General features: G+C 63.0%; 5 protein-coding genes. 3 read left to right on the top strand and 2 right to left on the bottom strand.

Translation table 11 applies throughout. The annotated features are described in order from the left end of the window. Nucleotides 1–32: 32 nt before the first annotated feature. Nucleotides 33–19574 (top strand): Ig-like domain-containing protein, encoded by a 19542-nt coding sequence (locus tag B9Z43_RS08955; RefSeq protein ID WP_108324535.1) that lies wholly within the window; start codon nucleotides 33–35, stop codon nucleotides 19572–19574. A 291-nt stretch (nucleotides 19575–19865) separates the two neighbouring features. Continuing rightward, on the top strand, nucleotides 19866–21275 hold the full coding sequence (gene dbpA, locus B9Z43_RS08950) for an ATP-dependent RNA helicase DbpA (RefSeq protein ID WP_108324533.1): 1410 nt from the start codon (nucleotides 19866–19868) through the stop codon (nucleotides 21273–21275). A 297-nt stretch (nucleotides 21276–21572) separates the two neighbouring features. Here dbpA and ybeY read toward each other — a convergent pair whose 3' ends face one another. Both ybeY and B9Z43_RS08940 read right to left on the bottom strand, forming a co-directional pair. After that, nucleotides 21573–22028, bottom strand: coding sequence for an rRNA maturation RNase YbeY (gene ybeY / locus B9Z43_RS08945; RefSeq protein ID WP_108324531.1), 456 nt, complete (start codon nucleotides 22026–22028; stop codon nucleotides 21573–21575). 39 nt (nucleotides 22029–22067) lie between these two features. After that, on the bottom strand, nucleotides 22068–23048 hold the full coding sequence (locus B9Z43_RS08940; RefSeq protein ID WP_108324528.1) for a PhoH family protein: 981 nt from the start codon (nucleotides 23046–23048) through the stop codon (nucleotides 22068–22070). A gap of 86 nt (nucleotides 23049–23134) precedes the next feature. On the opposite strand from B9Z43_RS08940, the gene ruvA reads away from it, so the two are divergent. Beyond that, the gene (gene ruvA / locus B9Z43_RS08935) at nucleotides 23135–23710 is read left to right on the top strand and encodes a Holliday junction branch migration protein RuvA (protein ID WP_108324526.1); all 576 of its coding nucleotides are present in this window, start codon (nucleotides 23135–23137) and stop codon (nucleotides 23708–23710) included. Nucleotides 23711–23720: the final 10 nt, after the last annotated feature.

The following is a 23720-nucleotide window of genomic DNA, read 5'->3' as shown; positions in this document are numbered from 1 at the left end:
AACGGCACCCCATATTTAGGAAAAAACTCATCATGGCTCAGCAATTCAAAGTCCTCGTCAACGCCGGCAAATCAGAAGAAGTTCAATCGCTCTTGGCAGAGCAAGGCGCAGGCCAGCGTGGCCGCCCCCTGATCATCAAAGCCAAGGCCGGTGCCAAGTACCAACTGGTGGAGATGGGCAAGGCCAAGGGCAACAACACCGACTTGGCCCCTGACAACATCAAAGCCAAGCGCGTGGGCAAGCACCTGCACCTGATGTTTGAGACCGACACGGTGGCCGACGTCATCATCGAGGACTACTACGACGTGATGGCTGAGGGCTACAACGGCGTGATCGGTAAAGCAGAAAACGGCAGCTACTACGAGTACCTGACCGAAGACCCAACAGACCCGGGCCTGATCCCCCAACTCAAGGACAACGTCACAGCCGTCACGCAGGCGCTGGGCGGCGCTGAAGTGTCCCCTGCAGGCGCTGCGGTGGCCTTTGCCGCGTTCCCATTGCTGGGTGCACTGGGCTTGCTGGGCGGCGCAGCCGCTGTGGCCGCTGCGGCCAACGCAGGCACCACCACGACCACCGGCACCACCACCGGCAAGCTGGACGCTACGGCCCCCAACGACAGCGGCACGCTGGGCGACAACAAGACCAACGACAACACGCCCACATTGACCGGCACCGTGCCCACGGGCTCCACAGCAACCGTCACCATCAACGGCCAGACTTACCCTGTCACCGTCAACCCCAACGGCACCTGGTCCTTCACAAACCCGACCAACTTGCCTGACGGCACCTACTACCCGGTCCTGAACGTCACCACCAACGGTGTGACCACCCCGACCAACCTCACGCCCTTCACCATCGACACCACGCCCCCCACCGTGGCCGTGGTCCGCAACGCCGCCGCACTGGCCGCAGGCGAGACCGCCAACATCACCTTCACCCTGTCCGAGCCCAGCAGCGACTTTGCGCTGGACGACATCGCCGTCAGCGGTGGCACCCTGAGCAACCTGACACAAAGCGCCACCGACCCCAAGGTCTACACCGCCACGTTCACGCCATCCAGCAGCGGCACCAGCGCCACCATCAGCGTGGCCAGCGACAAATTCGCCGACGCCGCTGCCAACCGCAACACCGACGGCGCAGAAACCAACAACAGCGTCAGCTTCAAGACCAACGCCACCGCCACCGGCGCGCTCACAGCCACGGCCCCTAACGACAGCGGCACTCTGGGTGACAACCTCACCAACGACAACACGCCCAACCTGAGCGGCAAAGTGCCTGCAGGCTCCACAGCCACGGTCACCTTGAACGGCAAGACCTACCCTGCCACCGTGGACAGCACAGGCAAATGGACCGCACAGATCCCCGACACCGACAAGCTGCCCGACGGCACCTACACGCCGCAGCTGAACGTCACCACCAACGGCGTGACCACCACCACGCCCATCACACCGTTCACCATCGACACCGTGCCCGCCACGGTGGCCGTGACCAGCAACGCCAGCACCTTGGCCTCGGGCCAGACCACCAACGTCACCTTCACGCTCAGCGAGCCCGTGACCGACTTCACCGCAGACGACGTGCAAGTCACCGGCGGCACCTTGTCCAACTTCCAGCAAAGCCCCACCGACCCCAAGGTCTACACGGCCAACACCACCGCCAGCGTGAGCGTGGCCAGCGACAAATTCGCTGACGCCGCAGGCAACTTGAACAAAGACGGCGCCGACACCAACAACACCTGGTCCAGCACCGTCACGCCTGCTTCGGGCAACAACAGCGTCAAGACCGCCTTGGCCATCGACCCGATCGCCGCAGACAACGTGCTGCTGGCCAGCGAGTCGGGCGCCACCACCTACACCGTCACCGGCAAGGTCACCGGCACCTTCGCCGCAGGCGATGTGGTCTACCTCAAGCTCAACGACACCACTTACCCCGCCATCGTCAACGCAGACGGCACCTACAGCGTGCCCGTCAGGATGAGCGACCTCAAAGCCGACCCCGACACCAAGATCGAAGGCAGCATCAACCCCACCGGGGGCGACCCCGCCACCGCGGCGCAGGACTACACCGTCGAATCGGGCAACGTGGCCACCCAAACGGCCTTGAGCATCGACCCGGTCACCGCCGACAACATCATTGGCAGCACCGAGTCCACAGGCAACATCACCTTGACCGGTAAAGTGACCGGCAAGTTCTCTGCTGGCGACGTGGTCAAGCTCACCGTGGCTGGCGTCACGTACTCGGGCACCGCAGCGGCCGACGGCAGCTACAGCATCCCCGTGCCTGCAGCCAGCTTGACGGCTGACACCGACACCATCGTCGACGGCACCGTGACCGGCACTGGCGGCACTGTGGCCAACGCCATTCAAGACTACGGCGTGGATGCCAAAGTCAACCCCGCCTCTGTCAGCCTGAAGACCGCCTTGGCCATCGACCCGATTGCCGCAGACAACGTGCTGCTGGCCAGCGAGTCGGGCGCCACCAGCTACACCGTCACCGGCAAGGTCACCGGCACCTTCGCCGCTGGCGATGTGGTCTACCTCAAGCTCAACGGCAACACATACCCCGCCATCGTCAAAGCCGACGGCACCTACAGCACCTTGGTCTCCATGACCGACCTGAAGGCCGACTCTGACACCAAGATCGAAGGCAGCATCAACCCCACCGGTGGTGAACCCGCCACCGCTGCGCAGGACTACACCGTCGAATCGGGCAACGTGGCCACCCAAACGGCCTTGAGCATCGACCCGGTCACCGCCGACAACATCATTGGCAGCACCGAGTCCACAGGCAACATCACCCTGACTGGCAAGGTCACGGGTAAATTCTCTGCTGGCGACATCGTCAAGCTCACCGTGGCAGGCGTCACCTACTCGGGCACCGCAGCTGCCGACGGCAGCTACAGCATCCCAGTGCCTGCTGCAGGCCTGATCGCCGACAGCGACACCATCGTCGACGGCACCGTGACCGGCACTGGTGGCACTGTGGCCAATGCCATCCAAGACTACGGCGTTGACCCCAAAGTCAACCCCGCCTCCGCCAGCCTCAAGACCGCGCTGACCATCGACCCGATCACTGGCGACAACGTCGTCACGCTGAGCGAATCCGGCGCCACCACCTACACCGTCACCGGCAAGGTCACAGGCACGTTTGCAGCAGGTGACCTGGTCACCCTGAAGATCAACGACCACACCTGGAACGCCACCGTCAACGCCGATGGCACCTATAGCACGGTCATCCCTATGGCCGACATCAAGGCCGATGCGGACACCAAGATCGAGGGCTCGGTCACCGGCACTGGTGGCCAATACGCCACGGCTGCGCAAGACTACACACTCGAAGCGACCAACGCCGTCACCCAGACCGCATTGAGCATCGACCCCGTCACTGCTGACAACATCATCGGCAGCACGGAATCCAACGGCAACATCACCTTGACCGGTAAGGTCACGGGCAAATTCTCTGCTGGCGACATCGTCAAGCTCACCGTGGCAGGCGTCACCTACTCGGGCACCGCAGCGGCAGACGGCAGCTACAGCATCCCCGTGCCCGCAGCGGGCCTGATCGCCGACAGCGACACGCAAGTGGACGGCACCGTCACCGGCACTGGTGGCACGGTGGCCAACGCCATCCAAGACTACGGCGTGGACCCCAAAATCAACCCCGCCTCCGCCAGCCTCAAGACCGCGCTGACCATTGACCCCATCACCGGCGACAACGTTGTCACCTTGTCCGAAAGCGGTGCCACCACCTACACCGTCACCGGCAAGGTCACAGGCACGTTTGCAGCAGGTGACCTGGTCACCCTGAAGATCAACGACCACACCTGGAACGCCACCGTCAACGCCGATGGCACCTATAGCACGGTCATCCCTATGGCCGACATCAAGGCCGATGCGGACACCAAGATCGAGGGCTCGGTCACCGGCACTGGTGGCCAATACGCCACGGCTGCGCAAGACTACACACTCGAAGCGACCAACGCCGTCACCCAGACGGCATTGAGCATCGACCCCGTCACTGCTGACAACATCATCGGCAGCACGGAATCCAACGGCAACATCACCCTGACTGGCAAGGTCACGGGCAAATTCTCTGCTGGCGACATCGTCAAGCTCACCGTGGCAGGCGTCACCTACTCGGGCACCGCAGCGGCCGACGGCAGCTACAGCATCCCCGTGCCCGCAGCGGGCCTGATCGCCGACAGCGACACCCAAGTGGACGGCACCGTGACCGGCACTGGTGGCACCGTGGCCAAGGCCGTGCAGGACTACGGCGTGGACCCCAACATCAACCCCGCACCGGCCAGCCTCAAAACCGCGCTGACGATTGACCCCATCACCGGCGACAACGTCGTCACGCTGAGCGAGTCGGGCGCAGCCACTTACGTCGTCACCGGCAAGGTCACCGGCACCTTCGCTGCTGGCGACATGGTCACCCTGAAGATCAACGACCACACCTGGAACGCCACCGTCAACGCCGACGGCACCTACAGCACCACCATCCCCATGGCTGACATCAAGGCCGATGCGGACACCAAGATCGAAGGAACCGTCACCGGCACGGGTGGCAGCGTGGCCACTGCAGCGCAAGACTACACACTCGAAGCGACCAACGCCGTCACCCAGACCGCATTGAGCATCGACCCCGTCACTGCTGACAACATCATCGGCAGCACCGAATCCAACGGCAACATCACCTTGACCGGTAAGGTCACGGGCAAATTCTCTGCTGGCGACATCGTCAAGCTCACCGTGGCAGGCGTCACCTACTCGGGCACCGCAGCGGCCGACGGCAGCTACAGCATCCCCGTGCCCGCAGCGGGCCTGATCGCCGACAGCGACACCCAAGTGGACGGCACCGTGACCGGCACTGGTGGCACCGTGGCCAAGGCCGTGCAGGACTACGGCGTGGACCCCAACATCAACCCCGCACCGGCCAGCCTCAAAACCGCGCTGACGATTGACCCCATCACCGGCGACAACGTCGTCACGCTGAGCGAGTCGGGCGCAGCCACTTACGTCGTCACCGGCAAGGTCACCGGCACCTTCGCTGCTGGCGACATGGTCACCCTGAAGATCAACGACCACACCTGGAACGCCACCGTCAACGCCGACGGCACCTACAGCACCACCATCCCCATGGCCGACATCAAGGCCGATGCGGACACCAAGATCGAAGGCTCGGTCACCGGTGGCAATGGTGGCCAATACGCCACCGCTGCACAGGACTACACACTCGAAGCCACCAACGCCGTCACCCAGACTGCATTGACCATCGACCCCGTCACCGCCGACAACATCATCGGCAGCGCCGAGTCGAACGGCAACATCGCCATCACCGGTAAGGTCACGGGCAAGTTCGCCGCTGGCGACATTGTCACGCTCACCGTCAAAGGCATCACCTACAGCGGCACTGCAGCGGCTGACGGCAGCTACAGCATCCCTGTGCCTGCAGCCAACCTGATCGCCGACAGCGACACCGCCGTGGACGGCACCGTCACCGGCACCGGTGGCACCGTGGCCAAAGCCGTGCAGGACTACGGCGTTGACAGCACCATCAACCCGCCACCCGCCGCTGTGGCCGACACCAACACCGTCACCGAAGCCGGTGGCACCCTGAACGGCACCACCTTTGCCGACCCCACAGGCAACGTGCTGACCAACGACACCGCCGTGGGCGCCACCAAGACCGTCTACGACGTCATCACCAACACCACACCGCCCACCAGCAAAGTGCTCGCCGCAGGCGTTAGCAACAGCATCACCGGCACCTACGGCACCTTGTACATCAAGACCGACGGCAGCTACAGCTACACCCCCAACAACGCCGCCCCTGCGGTCGAAGCGCTCAACGTGGGCAGCGCCCCACTGGTGGAAACCTTCACCTACACGCTCAAAGACAGCACAGGCGCCAGCGCCCAAACCACGCTCAAGATCAACATCACCGGCACCGACGACGCGCCCGTGGTCAGCGTGAAAGAAAGCAACCAGACCGCCACCATCGGTACCGCGTTCAGCTACACCGTGCCCACCACCACCTTCAGTGACGTGGACGACGCGGTCTCCACACTCACCTACAGCGCCACACTGGCTGGCGGTGCGCCACTGCCCAGCTGGTTGACCTTCAACCCCACCACCCGCACCTTCAGCGGCACCCCACCTGCAGGCACACCCGCCACCAAACTGACGCTGGCCGTCACCGCCACCGACCCAGGCAAACTCAGCGCCACCGACACCTTCACGCTCGACGTCAGCAGCAACCACGCCTCGACCGTCAACCCGATCACGCCGCCACCGGCCATCGCTGAGCTGACCGACGCCAGCGCGCAAAACATCGCCGCCATCAACGGCACCGTCACCGTCAACGACGTGGACACCGGCAACACCCTGACCGCCACAGCAGCCCCGGCCACCGCCACCTGGAGCGGCGGCACCTCGCTGCCCACCGGCGTGGACGTCAGCGCCCTCGTGGCCGCCAGTGCGCTCACCTTCGGTCCAGGCGTCACGCCCAACGGCACCGCCAGCAACATCACCTGGACGTACGACCCCGCAGCTGCCAACCTGGACTGGCTGCCCATCGGCCAAACCATCACACTGACCTACCCCGTCAGCGTGTCAGACGGGCAGGGCAGCTCTGTCAGCCAACCGCTGGTCATCACCATCACCGGCACCAACGACGCGCCCAAAGCCACGGCCATCAACCAGCAATACAACAAAGGCGCCGCTGCCGCCACAGTGGGCCTGCTGACCAACGCCACCGACCCTGACTTTGGCGAAACCGCCACGCTCACGGTCGACGCTGCCTCGGTCACCTACACCGTCACCACCAACTCCAGCAACGGCACGGCACAAGCGGCCAGCGCCACCGTGCCCCAAGGCGTCACCTTTGACGCCACCACCGGCACCCTGCGCATCGACCCGAGCAACCCGATCTTCAGCACCATCGCTGCGGGCCAAAACGAAACCATCGTTGCCACCTACAAAGTCAAAGACGTCAACGGCGCCTGGACCACCACCACCGCCACCCTGGTGGTCAACGGCGCGGGCACCAACGCCGTCATCGCCAGCGACGACACAGCGCTGGCCACCGAAGCCGGCGGCACAGCCAACGGCCAAGGCGGTGCCACACTGGGCGTCAACCCATCGGCCAACCTGCTCACCAACGACAGCAACGTCGTCGGCACCAAAGCCATCCAAGACGTCACCGGCGCAGGCGCACTCATGCCCGTGGCCGCCACAGGCACCACCACCATCACTGGCGCCTACGGCAGCCTGGTGATTGCCGCAAACGGCACCTACACCTACAACGTCAACAACACCAACCCCACCGTTGAAGCCCTGCGCACCAGCGCCGACAAGCTCACCGACACCTTCAGCTACACCCTGACCGACGGCCAAGGCCACACCAGCACCGCCAAACTCAGCGTCACCGTGCAAGGCGCCAACGACGCGCCCGTGGCCGTCAACGACACCGCCAGCGCCACCGAAAAAGGCGGCGTGGGCAACGCCATCGTCGGCGTTGACCCCACAGGCAACGTGCTGGGCAACGACACCGACATCGACAGCGGCGACACCAAAACCGTCTCGCTCGCGCAAGCCAGCTTTGGCGGCCCCGTCGGCATCGCCAGCGGCACCACCAGCGCCACCGTCAGCACCCCCGTCACCGGCGTGTACGGCGCGCTCAAACTCGGCGCCGACGGCAGCTACACCTACGTGGTGGACAACACCAACAGCACCGTGCAGGCCCTCAAAGACGCCAACGCCACCGTCACCGACGTCTTCACCTACACCGTCAAAGACACCGCAGGCCTGACCAGCACCGCCACCCTGACGGTCACCATCCACGGTGCCAACGACGCCGTCACCGCCAGCGTCATCGCCTCGCCAGCGGCCATTGACGAACTCCTCGCCGCCAGTGCACAAGACATCGCTGCCATCAACGGCACCATCAGCGTCAACGACGTGGACACCGGCAACGCCATCACCGCCAGCGCAGGCGCAGCCGTCGCCAGCTGGACTGGCGGCGCCTCGCTGCCCTCTGGCGTGGACGTCAGCAAACTCACCGCAGCCAGCGCACTCACCTTTGGTGCAGCCGTCACGCCCAACGGCGCGGCCACCAACCTGGGCTGGATCTACGACCCCCAAGCGGCCAACCTCGACTGGTTGCCCAAAAACCAAACCCTCACACTGACCTACCCCGTCACCATCAGTGACGGGCAGGGCGGCACCGTCGTTCAACCGCTGGTCATCACCATCAAAGGCACCAACGATGCCCCACTGGCCACGCCCATCTACGAGATCTACAACAAAGGCGCCGCAGCAGCCACCGTGGGCGCGCTGAGCAAAGCCACCGACCCTGACTTTGGCGAAACCGCCACCCTGACGGTCGACCCCGCCAGCATCACCTACGCCGTCACGACCACCTCGTCCAACGGCTCGGCCCAAGCAGCCAGCGCCACCGTGCCACGCGGCGTCACATTCGACACCACCACCGGTCAAATCCGCATCGACCCGAGCGATGCGATCTTCAGCACCATCGCCGCCGGTGAAAACGAAACCATCGTCGTCACCTACAAAGTCAAAGACGTCAACGGCGAATTCGTCACCACCACCGCCACGCTGGTGGTCAACGGCTCGGGCTCCAACGCCGCTGTGGCCAGCGACGACACCGCCACCGCCATCGAAGCGGGCGGCACCCTCAACGGCACCACTGGCACCAACCCCAGCAACAACGTGCTGACCAACGACACCAACGCGGTGGGCACCAAAGCCGTGCTCGACGCCAAAGGCGCAGGCGCAATCACCCCCGTGGCCGCCAGCGGCAACACCAGCATCACCGGCGCCTACGGCACCTTGCTGCTGGCCGCAGACGGCACCTACACCTACAACGTCAATAACACCAACCCCACGGTCGAAGCGCTGCGCACCAGCACCGACAAAATCACAGACACCTTCACCTACACCCTGACGGACGGCCAAGGCCACACCAGCACCGCCAAACTGGTGGTCACCGTGCAAGGCGCCAACGACGCGCCCGTGGCCGTCAACGACACCGCCAGCGCCACCAAAGCCGGAGGCATCGGCAACGCCACCGCAGGCGTCAACCCCTCGGGCTACGTGCTCATCAACGACACCGACGTCGACACCGGCGACACCAAAGTCGTCAGCCAAGTCCAAGGCGTGGGCAGCGCACTGCCCGTGGCAGCCAGCACCACCAGCACAACAGGCGCCACCACAGCCACCGGCACCTACGGCTCGCTCAAGCTCGGCGCTGACGGCAGCTACACCTACGTGGTCGACCCCGCCAACGCCACCGTGCAGGCGCTGAAAGACTTCAACGCCACCGTCACCGACACCTTCACCTACACCGTCAAAGACGCCGCAGGCCTGACCAGCACCGCCACCTTGGTGGTCACCGTGCACGGCGCCAACGACGCCGTCACCGCCAGCGCCATCTCGTCGCCACCGGCCATCGTCGAGCTGACCGACGCCAGCGCGCAAGACATCCCCGCCACCAGCGGCAGCATCAGCGTCAACGACCCCGACAGCGGCAACATCATCACCGCCAGCGCCGCCACCGCCACCGCCACCTGGAGCGGCGGATCGCTGCCCACCGGCGTCAACGTCAGCGCCCTCGTGGCCGCCAGCGCACTGCAATTTGGCCCTGGCGTAACCCCCAACGGCACCGCCACCAACCTGGGCTGGACGTACGACCCCCAAGCGGCCAACCTCGACTGGCTGCCCGTGGGCCAAACGCTCACCATCACCTACCCCGTCACCATCAGTGACGGGCAGGGCGGCACCGTCATCCAGCCGCTGGCCATCACCATTACTGGTACCAACGACGCCCCCACCGCTGTGGCCATCCAAAAGGCCTACAACAAAGGCGCCGCCGCCGCCACCGTGGACCTGCTGAGCTCCGCCACCGACCCCGACCTGGGCGAAAAAGCCACCTTGGTGGTCGACCCCAACACCCCGGTCACCTACGTCGTCACCACCAACTCGTCCAACGGCTCGGCGCAAGCGTCCAGCACCGTGGTGCCCGCCGGCGTCACACTCAACGCTAACGGCACGCTCACCATCGACCCGAGCAACCCCATCTTCAACAACATCTTCACTGGTGAAAACGAAACCATCGTTGCCACCTACAAGATCAAAGACGTCAACGGCGCCTTCGTCACCACCACCGCCACCCTGATCGTCAACGGCCTGGGCGCAGGCCTGCCCATTGGCAGCAACGACAACAACACCGCCACCGAAGCAGGCGGCGTGGGCAACGGCACCGTGGGCGTCAATCCACAAGGCAACGTCGTCACCAACGACACCACCTTCACCGGCGTCAAGCTCGTGAAAGACGCCACCGGCGCCGCAGGCCAAACCAGCGTGGCCGCCACCGGCACCACCAACATCACCGGCGCATTCGGCACCCTGGTGCTGGCCGCTGACGGCACCTACACCTACAACGTCGCCAACAGCAACCCCACGGTGGAAGCATTGCGCACCACCTCGGACAAGCTCACCGACACCTTCACCTACACCCTGACCGACGGCCAAGGCCGCACCAGCACCGCCCAGCTGATCGTCACCGTGCAAGGCGCCAACGACGCCCCCGTGGCCGTCAATGACACTGCCAGCGCCACCGAAGCTGGCGGCGTGGCCAACGCCACCCCGCCCGTCAACCCCGCAGGCAACGTGCTCAGCAACGACACCGACATCGACACCGGCGACACCAAGTTCGTCAGCCAAGTGGTCGGCACCGGCGCGCCCGTGCTCATTGCCACCGGCACCAGCAGCACCACCGTGGCCACACCGGCCGCAGGCGCTTACGGCTCGCTCAAGCTCGGCGCTGACGGCACCTACACCTACATCGTGGACGACAGCAACGCCACCGTTCAGGCCCTCAAGAACTTCAACGAGACCCTGACCGACACCTTCACCTACACCGTCAAAGACGCAGCAGGCCTGACCAGCACCGCCACCCTGACCGTGACCGTGCACGGCGCCAACGACGCCCCCGGCGTCGTCGGCACCAGCACCGCCGTCACATCGGCCACCAACATGGTGCCCGCCAACTTCGGCACCGCCTTCACCTTCTCTGACGTGGACGTCGGCACCGGCGTCATGACCCTCACGCTCAGCTCCAGCGACACCGACGGCAAAATCAACGTCACCCCCGGCAGCAGCGGCGCCACCGTCACGGCAGGCAACGGCACCAACAGCGTCACCGTCAGCGGCACCCTGGCCCAATTGCAAGCCCTCACAGGCAACGCCAGCAACTTCACATTTGTGAACACCGCCAGCTACAACGCCAGCCACAACGTCACCATCACCGCGCTGCTCAACGACAACGGCAACCAAGGCAACGTGGCCGCCCCGCTGACCAGCTCGGGCACCATCACCTTTGCGGTGGTGCCAGACCCCAACGCGCAAGCGCTGATTGACATCACCACCATCACCACCGACAGCGGCGTCAGCGCCACCGACTACAACACCAACGACAACACCCTGGTGTACAGCGGCACGGTGACCAACTTCACCGCCAACGGTGCCCGCGTCAAGCTTGAACTCATCAAGACCAAAAACGCCGATGGCACTGCACTGGGCACACCGCAAGTGGTCGACACCACCACCGTGGACCCCTCCCTTGCCGGCACCAGCGGCACCTGGACCTGGAACCGTACCAGCACCACCGAAACCGACGGCACCTACCAACTGCGCGCAACCATCGTAGACGCCAACGGCAACCGCGTGAACCCCACCAGCACCGTGGGCAGCAACACCGGCACGCAAGACGTGCAGGCCATCGTCATCGACACCAACACTCCAGACGTTGACCCCAACCGCGTGGCCACCATCGACATCGTCACCATCGACGACGGCCTGAGCTCGACCACCGCTGCCACCGGCTCCAAAGACACCGGCTCCAGCGCCACCGACTTCATCACCAGCGACCGCACCTTGGCCTACAAAGGCACCATCACCATCGCCAACGGCTGGGACACCACCCAAGGCGACTTGGTCAAACTGGTGCTGCGCGACGCCAACAACAACATCGTGGCCACCAAGTTTGTGACCCCGGTCAAAACCGCCACTGGCGCCAGCTGGTCGTGGGACGACACCGGCGTGACCCGCGACAACAACACCACCTACACGCTGGAAGCGAGCATCGTCGACACCGCAGGCAACCGCGTCAACCAAACCGCACCGGTCAACGGCACCAATGGCGGCATTGACACGCAGCTGATCACCATCGACACCAGTGTGGTCAACACCGCGGTCAGCTTCAGCAGCATGACCAAGGACAGCGGCACCATCGCCAACACCAACGCCAACTGGACGACTTCGGACTCCAGCGCAGGTCGTTTGGTCTCGGGCACCTTGAGTGCACCTTTGGCCGCTGGTGAAACCCTCAAGGTCTTTGTCGGCGGTGTGGAAATTCCTGCGGCTAACATCAAAGTGGTGGGCAACGCCTGGGAAGCGACCGACCTGAATGGTTATGGCACCGACGCCAGCTGGACCTACACCGCGCAAGTAGTGAATTCGGTGTCGTCTGGCACCTTGGCCACCCAAGTGGTCAACTCCGACTACGTGGCGGCACCGCCGGTCATCACCGCGGCTTATGACGCGGCCAACGCCAGCATCGCCGATGCGGGCTCGACCACCAAGGCCATCACCAAGCTCAGCGGCACATCCGAGCCGAACGCCATGGTGTACCTGTACGACAACACCAGCACCAACCTGGTCGGCAGCGCCATGGCCGACGGCAGCGGCGCCTGGACAGTCACGGGCCTGAACATCACCGTCCCGACCAACCAGTTCGCAGCCAAGCAGCTGGACATCAACGGCAACCTGAGCGGCTTCTCCAACATTTGGGACGTCAACTCCAGCGGCAATGGTTTGGACAACGGCAACTTCAGTGCAGGTATGACCGGTTACACGACCGACATCACGCCCATTCCAACCACCTTGAACGTGGGTTATGACAAGTTCGAATACATCCGTGGCGGCAACCGCATTGGTGTGATTGACTTGGTGCCCAACCAAGGCGGCATGACCATTGGCGCCTTGCCAGGCAACTGGACAAAGCCCACCATTGGCACCTTGACGCAATCGGCCACCCAGAACTGGAGCAACGGCACATGGTCTGAAAACGTCTATGTCGCTTCAGACGCGAACTTCGTCGAGCAAACAGCTTGGGGCACCTTCTACAGCCTGGCCAGCGGCAAGATTTTGGGCGGCAGTGCCGACGGTATCGTGGCCACTGACACAGGCTTGCCTTCGTCTGCAGCCAACCCAGGCCACTGCTGGGCTGAGCAGGTCAGCGTCGTGAAAGGACAAACCTACCAGTTCAGCTTCAACTACTGGAACACCACAAGCAAGAACCTTGTCTCCTCAGGTTTCATGGACGTCGTGATCGACGGCCAAGTGGCCATGACCACCAAGAACAGCTCGGCCGGTACAGTCACGGTCAACTATGTGGCCACCAAGACCGGCCTGATTGACCTGAGCCTGGACACTTGGAGCACCAGCAACAGCGCTGACTTTGCGCTGGACAACATGAAGTTCAACCAGACTTCGGGCGCCACACCTGACGGCAGCTTGCAGCCCGGCGGCACGCCCCCCGCCACGCCCAACCCCGACGCGCTGACCTACACTGGCGGTGCGGTGGATGCACTGGGCAGCGGCGACACGATCAACGTCACCGGCACCGACCTGCAGACCCTGCTGAACAACGGTGGCTACATCAACGGCGGCTCGGGCATGGACACGCTCAAGCTGGCCGCAGGCACCACACTCAATTTGGACAACCTGACCCGCAACCAGACGGTGCAGAAAATCCAGCAGGTCGAGGTGTTCCAGCTGCAAGGCTCTTCTAGCCTGACGCTCACCGCCAACGATGTGCTGTCCCTGGGCGGCTCCAACGCCACCACCATGCAGCCCTACACCTTCACCAGCACCAGCGGCGGCTCGGCCAGTGCCAGCAGCGCGGGCAAAGTGCAGTTTGTGGTCAACGGCACCAGCACCGACACCGTCACGCTGCAGACCTTGGTCAACGACGGCGTGACCACCAACGGCACCCTGGGCAACACCGGCCTGGCCGGCACCTGGGCCGACATGGGCACCACCCAAATTGGCGGCAACGTTTACCGTGTGTACAACCACAGCACCACCCAAGCGCAGGTGTTGGTGGCAGGCGCCAACACGGTCACCCCGGCCACCACGCAGTCCATCTTGATCACCCGTGCCGACAGCAACAACGTGTCGGGCACCTATGTGGAAGAGTTTGGCAACTCGGGCACCACCGCCCTCAACACCGTGGTGGACACGGTCGACACCGCGGCTTGGACCATCCAGGTCAAAGACTTCTTGAGTGCCGACGCATTGGTGCCTGAATTGCAATTGCAGTCGGGTGCATCGGGCTACACTCATGTGGACGACGGCTTGGGCACCGATGCCAAGCTGAAGTTTGGCCCCACTGCAGGTCAAGGCAACGCGAGCGAGCCGCGCTTGAACCTGTTCTCCTCCAAAGCCGGTGCGTTCTCGGCCATCGCGTTCAACTACTTAGAGCTCAACAGCTCGTATGCGCACAACACCAATGGTGGCTCGATCGTCAAGTTTTACAACGCCGATGGCCTTGTGATCCACGAGACGATATTTGAGGTGCCACTGGCGACAGGCACCGGTAAGCTGGGCAGCTACAACTACACCTTGCCTGCTGGCTTGAGCGCTGCCTCATTCAGCATCACGACCAACACCAACGACCAGTGGTTCATGGACGGCCTGACGATGACCCCCGTGGCATCGACCTACCTGCCGCACACGGGCAGCACGGTGGACTCCACCCCCTTGCTGTCGGGCACCTACGCCAGCAACCTGAACGCGGGCGACGTGATCAAGATCTACGACAACACCGGCACCGTCTACCTGGGCGACGCCACCGTGGACGCGGCCACCAAGACCTGGACCTACCAAGTCACGGTGCCGCAGGCCATTGGCTCGGACACCTATCAGGCCAAGATCGTGAACGGCACCACCAACGTGGCCACGTCCAACAACTACACGCTCAACGTGTTGGCGTCTTCGCTCAACATCACGGCCATCAGCCAGGACACCGGCACCTCGACCAGCGACTTCATCACCAGCGACAACACGCTGACCTACAACGGCGCTTTGCCCAAGCCTTTGGCCACTGGCGAAAAAGTGTTGGTGCAGATCTATGACTCGACAAACACCACCGTGCTGCGCACCGGCACCGTGACGCCTGCCGCAGGCGGCACTACTTGGACCTGGACCGACCCCGGCAGCGCACTGGCCGATGGCAACTACATCATCAAAGCCACCATCGTGGACAGCGGTGGCGTGAACCCCGTGGCCGCCTATGGCACCAACGGCGTGGACACCCAGCCCATGACGATTGACGCCACACCGCCTGCGCAGACCGTGGCCTTCAGCAGCATGACCAAGGACAGCGGCGTCACCCTGAACGCCGACTGGACCACCTCCGACGGCAGCGCAGGCCGCTTGGTCTCGGGCTCGGTCAGCGCCGCATTGACCACCAACGAAGTGGTTGAGGTGTATGCCAACGGCGTGAAGATCGGCAATGCCGTGGTCAACGGCACCAAGTGGGAGATCACCGACACCAAGGGCTACACAGGCGACTGGACTTACACCGCCAAAGTGGTCAACGCGGTCGGCGACGCAGGCCCACAGGCTTCGCGCACAGTGACCACCGACTTCACCGAAGCGCCACCGGTCATCACCTCGGTGACAGACTCGGCCAGCGCCTCGATTGCCAACAACGGCAGCACCACCAACACGCTGACCACCGTCAGCGGCACCGGCTTGGCCGGTGACACCATCTATCTGTACGACAACAATTACACCACCTTGGTGGGCACGGCTGTGGTCAACGGCAGTGGCGCATGGTCGGTGACTTCGCTCACGGGCACCTTTGCTGGTAGCAACACGTTTGCTGCAAAACAGGTCGATGTGAACGGCAACCACAGCGATATGTCTAACCAGTGGACGGTGACGGCACCTGGTGCCAATATGGTTCCTAACGGCGATTTCTCTAATGGAGCAACAGGCTACACATTCTTTGGCAACTTGCAGCCTACAGCTGTGAGCTATGACTCATGGGACAACTACATCGTCGGTGACATCAAGGGGATGGTTGGTGCAAGAGCGAATACTTTGATCAATGCCGATGACATCGCGGCCCCCGTTTACACAGGTGCGCCAGATACTTTGAGTCAGACAGCCACTCAAACTAATGGTGCCTTGACTTGGTCGACCGCATATTTAGACTTGGTCGATGGAGGTGTTGGTTCATTGGCACGCCAACGCGTGGGCAGGACCTTTGAATCATTGGCCGGCACGGTCGGCCAGTCCAACCAAGTGCTCACGGGTAATGTTTGGACGAGCAATGGTGGGACTTTGCACACCATTCTTTCAACTACAGTGAATGTCGAGGCCGGGAAAACGTACACCTTCAGCTATGACTATTTGACTTCTTTCTGGTCTGGTAATCCGTGGGGTGGTTCTGCAGGTACTGGTGGACGATTGGCGGCGGTAGTTGATGGTGTTCGAATGGAGGTGCCTTACACCTTGGTGAACAATGACGCTGAAATTAGCACTGGCACGATGACGGCTACCTATACGGCCACCGCCACAAAAGCAATCACGATTAAATTCACAGGCAAAGGCACAGACTCGAATTCATATGGTGACTATGCACTGGACAACATCAGCTTTACAGAAGCTGCACCGGCAGTTCCTGACACTCCATTTTCGACTGGCCCAACGCCCAATCCCGACACGCTGAGCTACACCAAAGGTGCATTAGACGCACTGGCCAGCAACGACACCATCACCGCCACCAGCACCGGCTTGCAAGCCACGCTGGCGGCAGGCGGCGCCATCAACGGCGGCGCGGGCGTGGACACGCTCAAGCTGGCCGCAGGCACCACGCTGAACCTGATGCAGTTGACGCACAACCAGACGGTCAAGCCGATCCAAGAGGTTGAGGTGTTCCAGTTGCAAGGCACGTCCACGCTGACCTTGTCGGCCAACGATGTCTTGTCTTTGGGCGGCGCCAACAGCAGCACCATGAGCGCTTACAGCTTTGCCGCTTCTACCGGCGGTGCCAGCAGCACGGGCAAGGTGCAGTTTGTGGTCAATGCCTTGGGCTCCGACACGGTCAACCTCGAAAACCTGTTGGGCGATGGCGTCTTGACCTCGGGCACCGAGGGCAACACCGGTCTGGCCGGCACTTGGGCCAACATGGGCACGGTGGACATCGGTGGTGTGACATACAAGGTCTACAACCACAGCACCACCGAAGCACAGGTTTTGGTGGCCAATGCCACGGTCAATACCGGCCCCTTGGCTGTGACCACCACCATCGGCTCGGCTGCGTCGGATGTGGGTCTGGTGGATTCGTTCACCACCTCCACCGATTCGGGTCAGGTCCAAACATTGAGCACAGCGCTGTGGAATATCACAAGCGACCACAAAATGGATTGGCTCCCCAACCCCTTGGCTTCCAATTGGGTGTTCAGCGGTCCCTCTGTGCTTTTGAACCTCAATCAGACTTCTGCAAGTACGACCACGGCAACCGAAACATTCACGGCTAAAAATGGTGTGACGTTCAACGCCATCAGCTTCCAGGCTGGTTATGGTGCCGCTGCGCAAAATAGCTTGATCACCGTGAATTTCTACGATGCCAACAACACCCTGCTGTCGACCAAGACCTTCTCGTTCTCGGCTTTGAGCATGGGCAGTATTTACAACTTTTCGCATTCGTTCACGGGGGCTGCCACACACTTCACCATGTCCACCGATGGTCAGAACTCGTTCGCGATCGACAACCTGGGCTACACCCCGGTCAGCGGCTTGAGCAGCATTTCGGTGGCTTCGGGCGGCACGGTCACAGACACCACTCCGGTGTTGATGGGTGCGATTTCGCGTCCCTTGGCTGTCGGCGAAACTGTGGAAATCTTCGTTGACGGTTCCGCGACAGCCGCAGGCACGGCCACGGCAACGGTCGGCTCCAGCGACTGGACCTGGACTCAGCCTACAGCCTTGTCAGCGGCCGTGCACACGTTTGTGGCCAAGGTCAAGAGCGGTGGTTCTTATGTGAGCACATCCAGCGCCTTCAGCTTGACAGTGGCCGCCACACCGTTGGCACTGGACTTGAACGGCGACGGCGTGCAGACCGTGAGCATCGACCAGGGCGTGCAGTTCGACTTGTTGAACACAGGCGCCAAGCAGTCTGTGGGCTGGGTTGACAAGCACGATGGCTTGCTGGTGATGGACTTGAACGGCGACGGCAAGATCAACAGCGGTGCCGAGCTGTTCGGTGACCGCACGAAGCTGGCCGATGGCTCGCTGGCCAAAGACGGCTGGGCCGCGCTGGCCGGTCTGGACAGCAATGCCGACGGCGTGATCGATGCCAAGGACGCTGCGTTCAACGCGCTGAATGTGTGGGTGGATGCCAACGGCGACGGCGTCACCGATGCGGGCGAGTTGCACACGCTGAAGGATTTGGGCATCAAGGCCATTGGCTTGAGCACGACGCAGCAGCAAGTGGCGCAAAACGGCAACATTTTGGGCGATAAGGGCCAGTTCACCACGGTGGACGGTCAGGCGCACGATGTGGTGGATGCCTGGTTCAAGGTGGATGCTGCTGCCGCTCAGACGCCCGCTGCGGCCAAGAGCGCGAGCGTTGCCGCCAGCGCTACTGCCGCTGCGTTGCAAGCAGAAGCTACTCCTGTGGCAGACGCGATCACCGGCGCGGTGACGGCGGCGGCTGCAGACCAGATGGTCGATGTCACGCTCAACGAACTGGCGCCTACAGGCACCGAGCCCGTGGTCTTGCAGCCTGCCTCTGCCTTGATCCAGAACAAGCCTTACACGCTGAGCCCTGAGCAGATCGCTCAGTTCCAGGCGGTGGTGGACGCTGCAACGGCAGCCGCTGGCGACAACGCGGTGGACGTGACCATCAATGAACTGGCGCCTACAGGCTTGGAGCCTCTGGTGTTCCAGCATGTGTTGCCCATCAACTGCGAGCCTTCGGTCATGGTGCCCCCCGCGCCGGTGGATGCGGCTGTGCCGACAGACGCCACCGCGGTGGTCGACCAGCAGCAGCCAACGCATTGCGACGAGCCTTGGCTCATCGAGCTCAACGGCCCAACCGGCACCGAGCCTGTGGTGTTCAACCTGAACCCTGCTTCGTGGAACAAGCCGTTCGCGCTGAGCGCTGAGCAGTTGTCTGAGCTGGGCTTGCCCGTGCCAACCGACAGCAACTTGGCCAACGCCTTCAAGCTGAACGTGACCGACGTGTTGTTGACCCCAGCCGACGGCGTGACGCCACCAGCGCTGCAGATCAACGGTGCACCGGTCAACGGCAACACGCTGAACCTGAGCAACCTGCTGGGTGCAGACGCCGCCCCGACACAGCTGACCGCCACCGGCACTGAGCAACAAGACGGCCAAGCGTTCACCTACCACGTGGACGCCACCCTGCAAGCCATGATCGACCAGCAGCACCTGCAGCACGCGACGATGTCGTAAAGCCAAAGGCATGGATCCCGGGTCAAGCCCGGGATGACATGAATGAGGCTGTGATGACAAATGAATGTCACCCTGGCCTCCCAAATGAATGTCATCCCGGCCTCCGAGCCGGGATCCACTTTTTAGCCCCCGCGAAGCGCATTTGTCACCCCGGCCCCTCAAATGTCACCCCGGACTTGATCCGGGGTCCATCTGTTGGCCCCCCTCGTCATTGCGAGCGAAGCGTGGCAATCCAGGTCTTCGGTGGTTTGGCCTCGACACAGGCCAGCGCATGCCGTCGATAATCGCTGCATGACTGCAAAACCCCAAGACGCGACATCGGCTCGCTTTGACCAGCTGACGCTGGCCCCCGCCACCCTTCAAAACTTGGAGCAATTGGGTTACACCCAAATGACCCCCATCCAGGCCGCGAGCTTGCCTGTGACTTTGGCCGGGCAAGATTTGATCGCCCAGGCCAGCACCGGCAGCGGCAAGACCGTGGCCTTTGGCTTGCCTTTGATTGAACGCTTGCAAAGCGCGGGCTCGCCCAGTGCGCCGGTGCAGGCGGTGATTTTGTGCCCCACCCGCGAGCTGGCCGATCAGGTGACGATGGAAATCCGCCGCCTGGCGCGTGCGCGGCAGAACGTGAAAGTGGTCACCTTGTGTGGCGGCGTGGCCCTGCGCGGCCAGACTGTGAGCCTGGAGCATGGCGCCGACATTGTGGTGGGCACGCCCGGCCGAATTTTGGACCACCTGGAGCGCGGCTCGCTGAGCTTGGCCGGTGTGAACACGCTGGTGCTGGACGAGGCCGATCGCATGCTGGACATGGGCTTTTTTGACGACATCGCCAAGGTGGTGCGCCAGTGCGCCAAGGACCGCCAGACGTTGCTGTTTTCGGCCACGTACCCCGAAGGCATCGACAAGCTGGCCGCGCAGTTCATGCGCCAGCCCAAGACCATCAAGGTCGAGGCGCAGCACAGCGCGCACAAGATCCGCCAGATCTTTTTTGAAGTGGCTGAGCACGAGCGCTTGCATGCCGTGTCGAGCATCCTGGCGCATTACCGCCCCGAGCGCACGCTGGTGTTTTGCAACACCAAGCAGCAGTGCCGCGATGTGGTGGCCGTGCTGCAAGCCCAAGGCCTGAGCGCTTTGGCCTTGTATGGCGAGCTCGAGCAGCGCGAGCGCGATCAGGTGCTGGTGCAGTTTGCCAACCGCAGCTGCTCGGTGTTGGTGGCCACCGATGTGGCTTCGCGTGGGCTGGACGTGGAAGGCCTGGAGGCCGTGATCAACGTGGACGTGACCCCCGACGCTGAGATCCACATCCACCGCATTGGCCGCACGGGCCGTGGCGATGCCGAAGGGCTGGCGCTGACCCTGGCCAGCATGGACGAGATGGGCTCGGTCGGCAAGATCGAGGTGCTGCAGGGCCGCGAGTCCGATTGGCAGCCTTTGTCCATCTTGACGCCTGCAGCGGGCGGCCCTTTGCGCCCACCGATGCGCACTTTGCAAATCGTGGGGGGCCGCAAAGAAAAGATCCGCGCTGGCGACGTGATGGGCGCTTTGGCCGGCGAGTGCGGCATGACCCGCGAGCAGGTGGGCAAGATCAACGTGAACGAGTTCTCTACCTATGTGGCGGTGCAGGCCGATCTGGCCAAGAAGGTCGAGGCGCAGCTGTCGAGCGGCAAGATCAAGGGCAAGACCGTCAAGGTCCGCTTGATCTGACCTTTGTTTCTGTTGGTGGCGGTGTGTGAGGGGATGCGGCGGGTTCCTCATAACGGGGTACCGACAAATCGTCACCCGCCGCATCCACTCACACACCTGAGTTGTCATTTGTGCAAATGGTCGGTGCTCAATGATCGGTTTGCGGTCCAAAGCCTGCAGGTTTGAGGTGGCTCAGATGTCCCGCACGTTTTGAAAGAGCACCACGGCCTTGAATGGGAAGGGGCCGGGTGACGATTTGTCGGTACCCCGTTATGAGGAACCCGGCCCCTTCCCATTCAAGGCCTCACCCGCTGAACACTACAGATAAGGGTTCTTGATCCCCAACTCCGCCAGGATGTCAATTTCGTAGGCTTCCATTTCCTCGGCATCGGCCTCGCTGGTCTCGTGGTCCCAGCCCTGCGCGTGCAAAGTGCCGTGCACCAGCAAATGCGCGTAATGCGCCGCCAGCGTCTTGCCTTGCTCTTTGGCCTCACGCGCCACCACCGGGGCGCACAGCACCAGGTCGGCCAGCACCACCGGCGCTTGCGCATAGTCAAAGGTCAGCACGTTGGTGGCGTAGTCCTTTTTGCGGTAACTCTTGTTGAGCTCCCGGCCTTCTTCTTCGCCCACGATGCGCACGGTGATTTCGGCATCGTCGGCCAAGGCGTGGCGAATCGCGCGGGTGACCGCATGGCGGGGCAGGGCGGCGCGGTGGCGGGCGGCATCGGGGATGTCGCCAAATTGCAGTGAGAGCTGAAGTTGTTGCAGGGCCATGGGTGCTTATCGGGTGTCTGTCGGGTTTCGGTCGGCTGTTCAATCGTCGGTGGGCAAGGGCTTGCGGCGGGTGCTGATGCCTGCGCGCATGACCGCGCTGCCTTGGGCTTCGTAGGCGTCCACGATGCGGGCCACCAGCGGGTGGCGCACCACGTCGGCGCTGCTGAAGCGGGTGAAGGCGATGCCTTTGACGCGCTTTAACACGCGCTCGGCATCGATCAGCCCGCTCAACTGCCCTTTGGGTAAGTCGATCTGGCTCACGTCGCCCGTGACCACGGCCTTGGCGCCAAAGCCGATGCGCGTCAAAAACATCTTCATTTGCTCGGTGCTGGTGTTCTGGGCTTCGTCCAGGATCACAAAAGCGTTGTTCAGCGTGCGCCCGCGCATGAAGGCCAGCGGCGCTATCTCGATCGCGTTGCGCTCAAAGGCTTTTTGCACTTTGTCGTAGCCCATCAGGTCGTACAGCGCGTCGTACAGCGGACGCAAATATGGGTCCACCTTTTGCGACAGGTCACCCGGCAAAAAGCCCAGGCGCTCGCCAGCTTCCACGGCCGGGCGGGTCAGCACGATGCGCTGCACACTGCTGCGCTCCAGCGCGTCCACCGCGCAGGCCACGGCCAGATAGGTTTTGCCCGTGCCGGCCGGGCCAATGCCAAAGCTGATGTCGTGGGTGGCGATGCTCTCCAGATAGGCCGCTTGCACCGGGGTGCGGGCTTTCAGGTCGGCGCGGCGGGTTTGCAGTGCGGGCAGCTCGGCTTCTTCGCCCCCGCTGTCGCCCACCAGCATGAGCTGCACCATGTCAGGGGCAATCGGGCGGTCGGCCCGCTCATAAATCGCTTGCAAAATCTCCATGGCCCGCATGGCCACCGCCTTGGGGCCGTCCACCTTGAACTGCTCGTGGCGGTGGGCGATGCTCACTTGCAGCCCCGCTTCGATGGTGCGAAGGTGCGCGTCCATCGGGCCGCACAGGTGCGACAGGCGGGTATTGTTGTGCGGGGTGAAAGTGTGTCTGACGATCAAGTTGATAATCCTAGGTGAGCGCGTTGCCGGGTCGTCGGCCAGCGCGCATTTTCTCCCATGATAGGCATTTGAAGGCACCCCTCTCCATGATTGGCAAACTGACCGGCATCCTGAGCGACAAGAACCCCCCCGAGGTGATCGTGGACTGTCATGGCGTGGGCTACGAGGTGAATGTGCCCATGAGCACTTTCTACAACTTGCCCGCCACCGGCGAGAAAGTCAGTCTGGTCACGCACTTTGTGGTGCGCGAAGACGCGCAAATCCTCTACGGCTTTGCCACTTTGAGCGAGCGCGAGGCGTTTCGCCAGCTCATCAAGATCTCGGGCGTGGGCCCGCGCACCGCTTTGAGCGTGCTCTCGGGCATGAGTGTGGCCGATCTGGCCCAGGCCATCACCAGCCAAGAGGCGGGGCGCTTGGTCAAGGTGCCGGGCATCGGCAAGAAAACCGCCGAGCGCCTCTTGCTCGAGCTCAAAGGCAAGCTGGGTGGCGACTTGGGCGGCCTGTTCGCGGTCAACACCAGCGATGCGCAAAGCGACATCCAGCAAGCCCTGATGGCGCTGGGCTACAGCGACAAGGAAGCCTCGGCCGCGCTCAAGAGCCTGCCGGCCGATGTGGGCGTGAGCGAGGGCATCAAGCTGGCGCTCAAGGCCTTGAACAAATAAGCGAGCCACC

The sequence above is a fragment of the Limnohabitans sp. MMS-10A-192 genome, from assembly GCF_003063335.1.
Lineage (GTDB): Bacteria > Pseudomonadota > Gammaproteobacteria > Burkholderiales > Burkholderiaceae_C > Limnohabitans_A.
Note: the sequence above shows the minus strand (reverse complement) of the source record. Positions and strands in the feature narration are given on the sequence as shown.

Bases quoted from the DNA above. Each gene is read 5' to 3' on its own strand.
- dbpA (WP_108324533.1), top strand. From the start codon at position 19,866: ATGACTGCAAAACCCCAAGACGCGACATCGGCTCGCTTTGACCAGCTG.
- ybeY (WP_108324531.1), bottom strand. From the start codon at position 22,028: ATGGCCCTGCAACAACTTCAGCTCTCACTGCAATTTGGCGACATCCCC.
- B9Z43_RS08955 (WP_108324535.1), top strand. From the start codon at position 33: ATGGCTCAGCAATTCAAAGTCCTCGTCAACGCCGGCAAATCAGAAGAA.
- ruvA (WP_108324526.1), top strand. From the start codon at position 23,135: ATGATTGGCAAACTGACCGGCATCCTGAGCGACAAGAACCCCCCCGAG.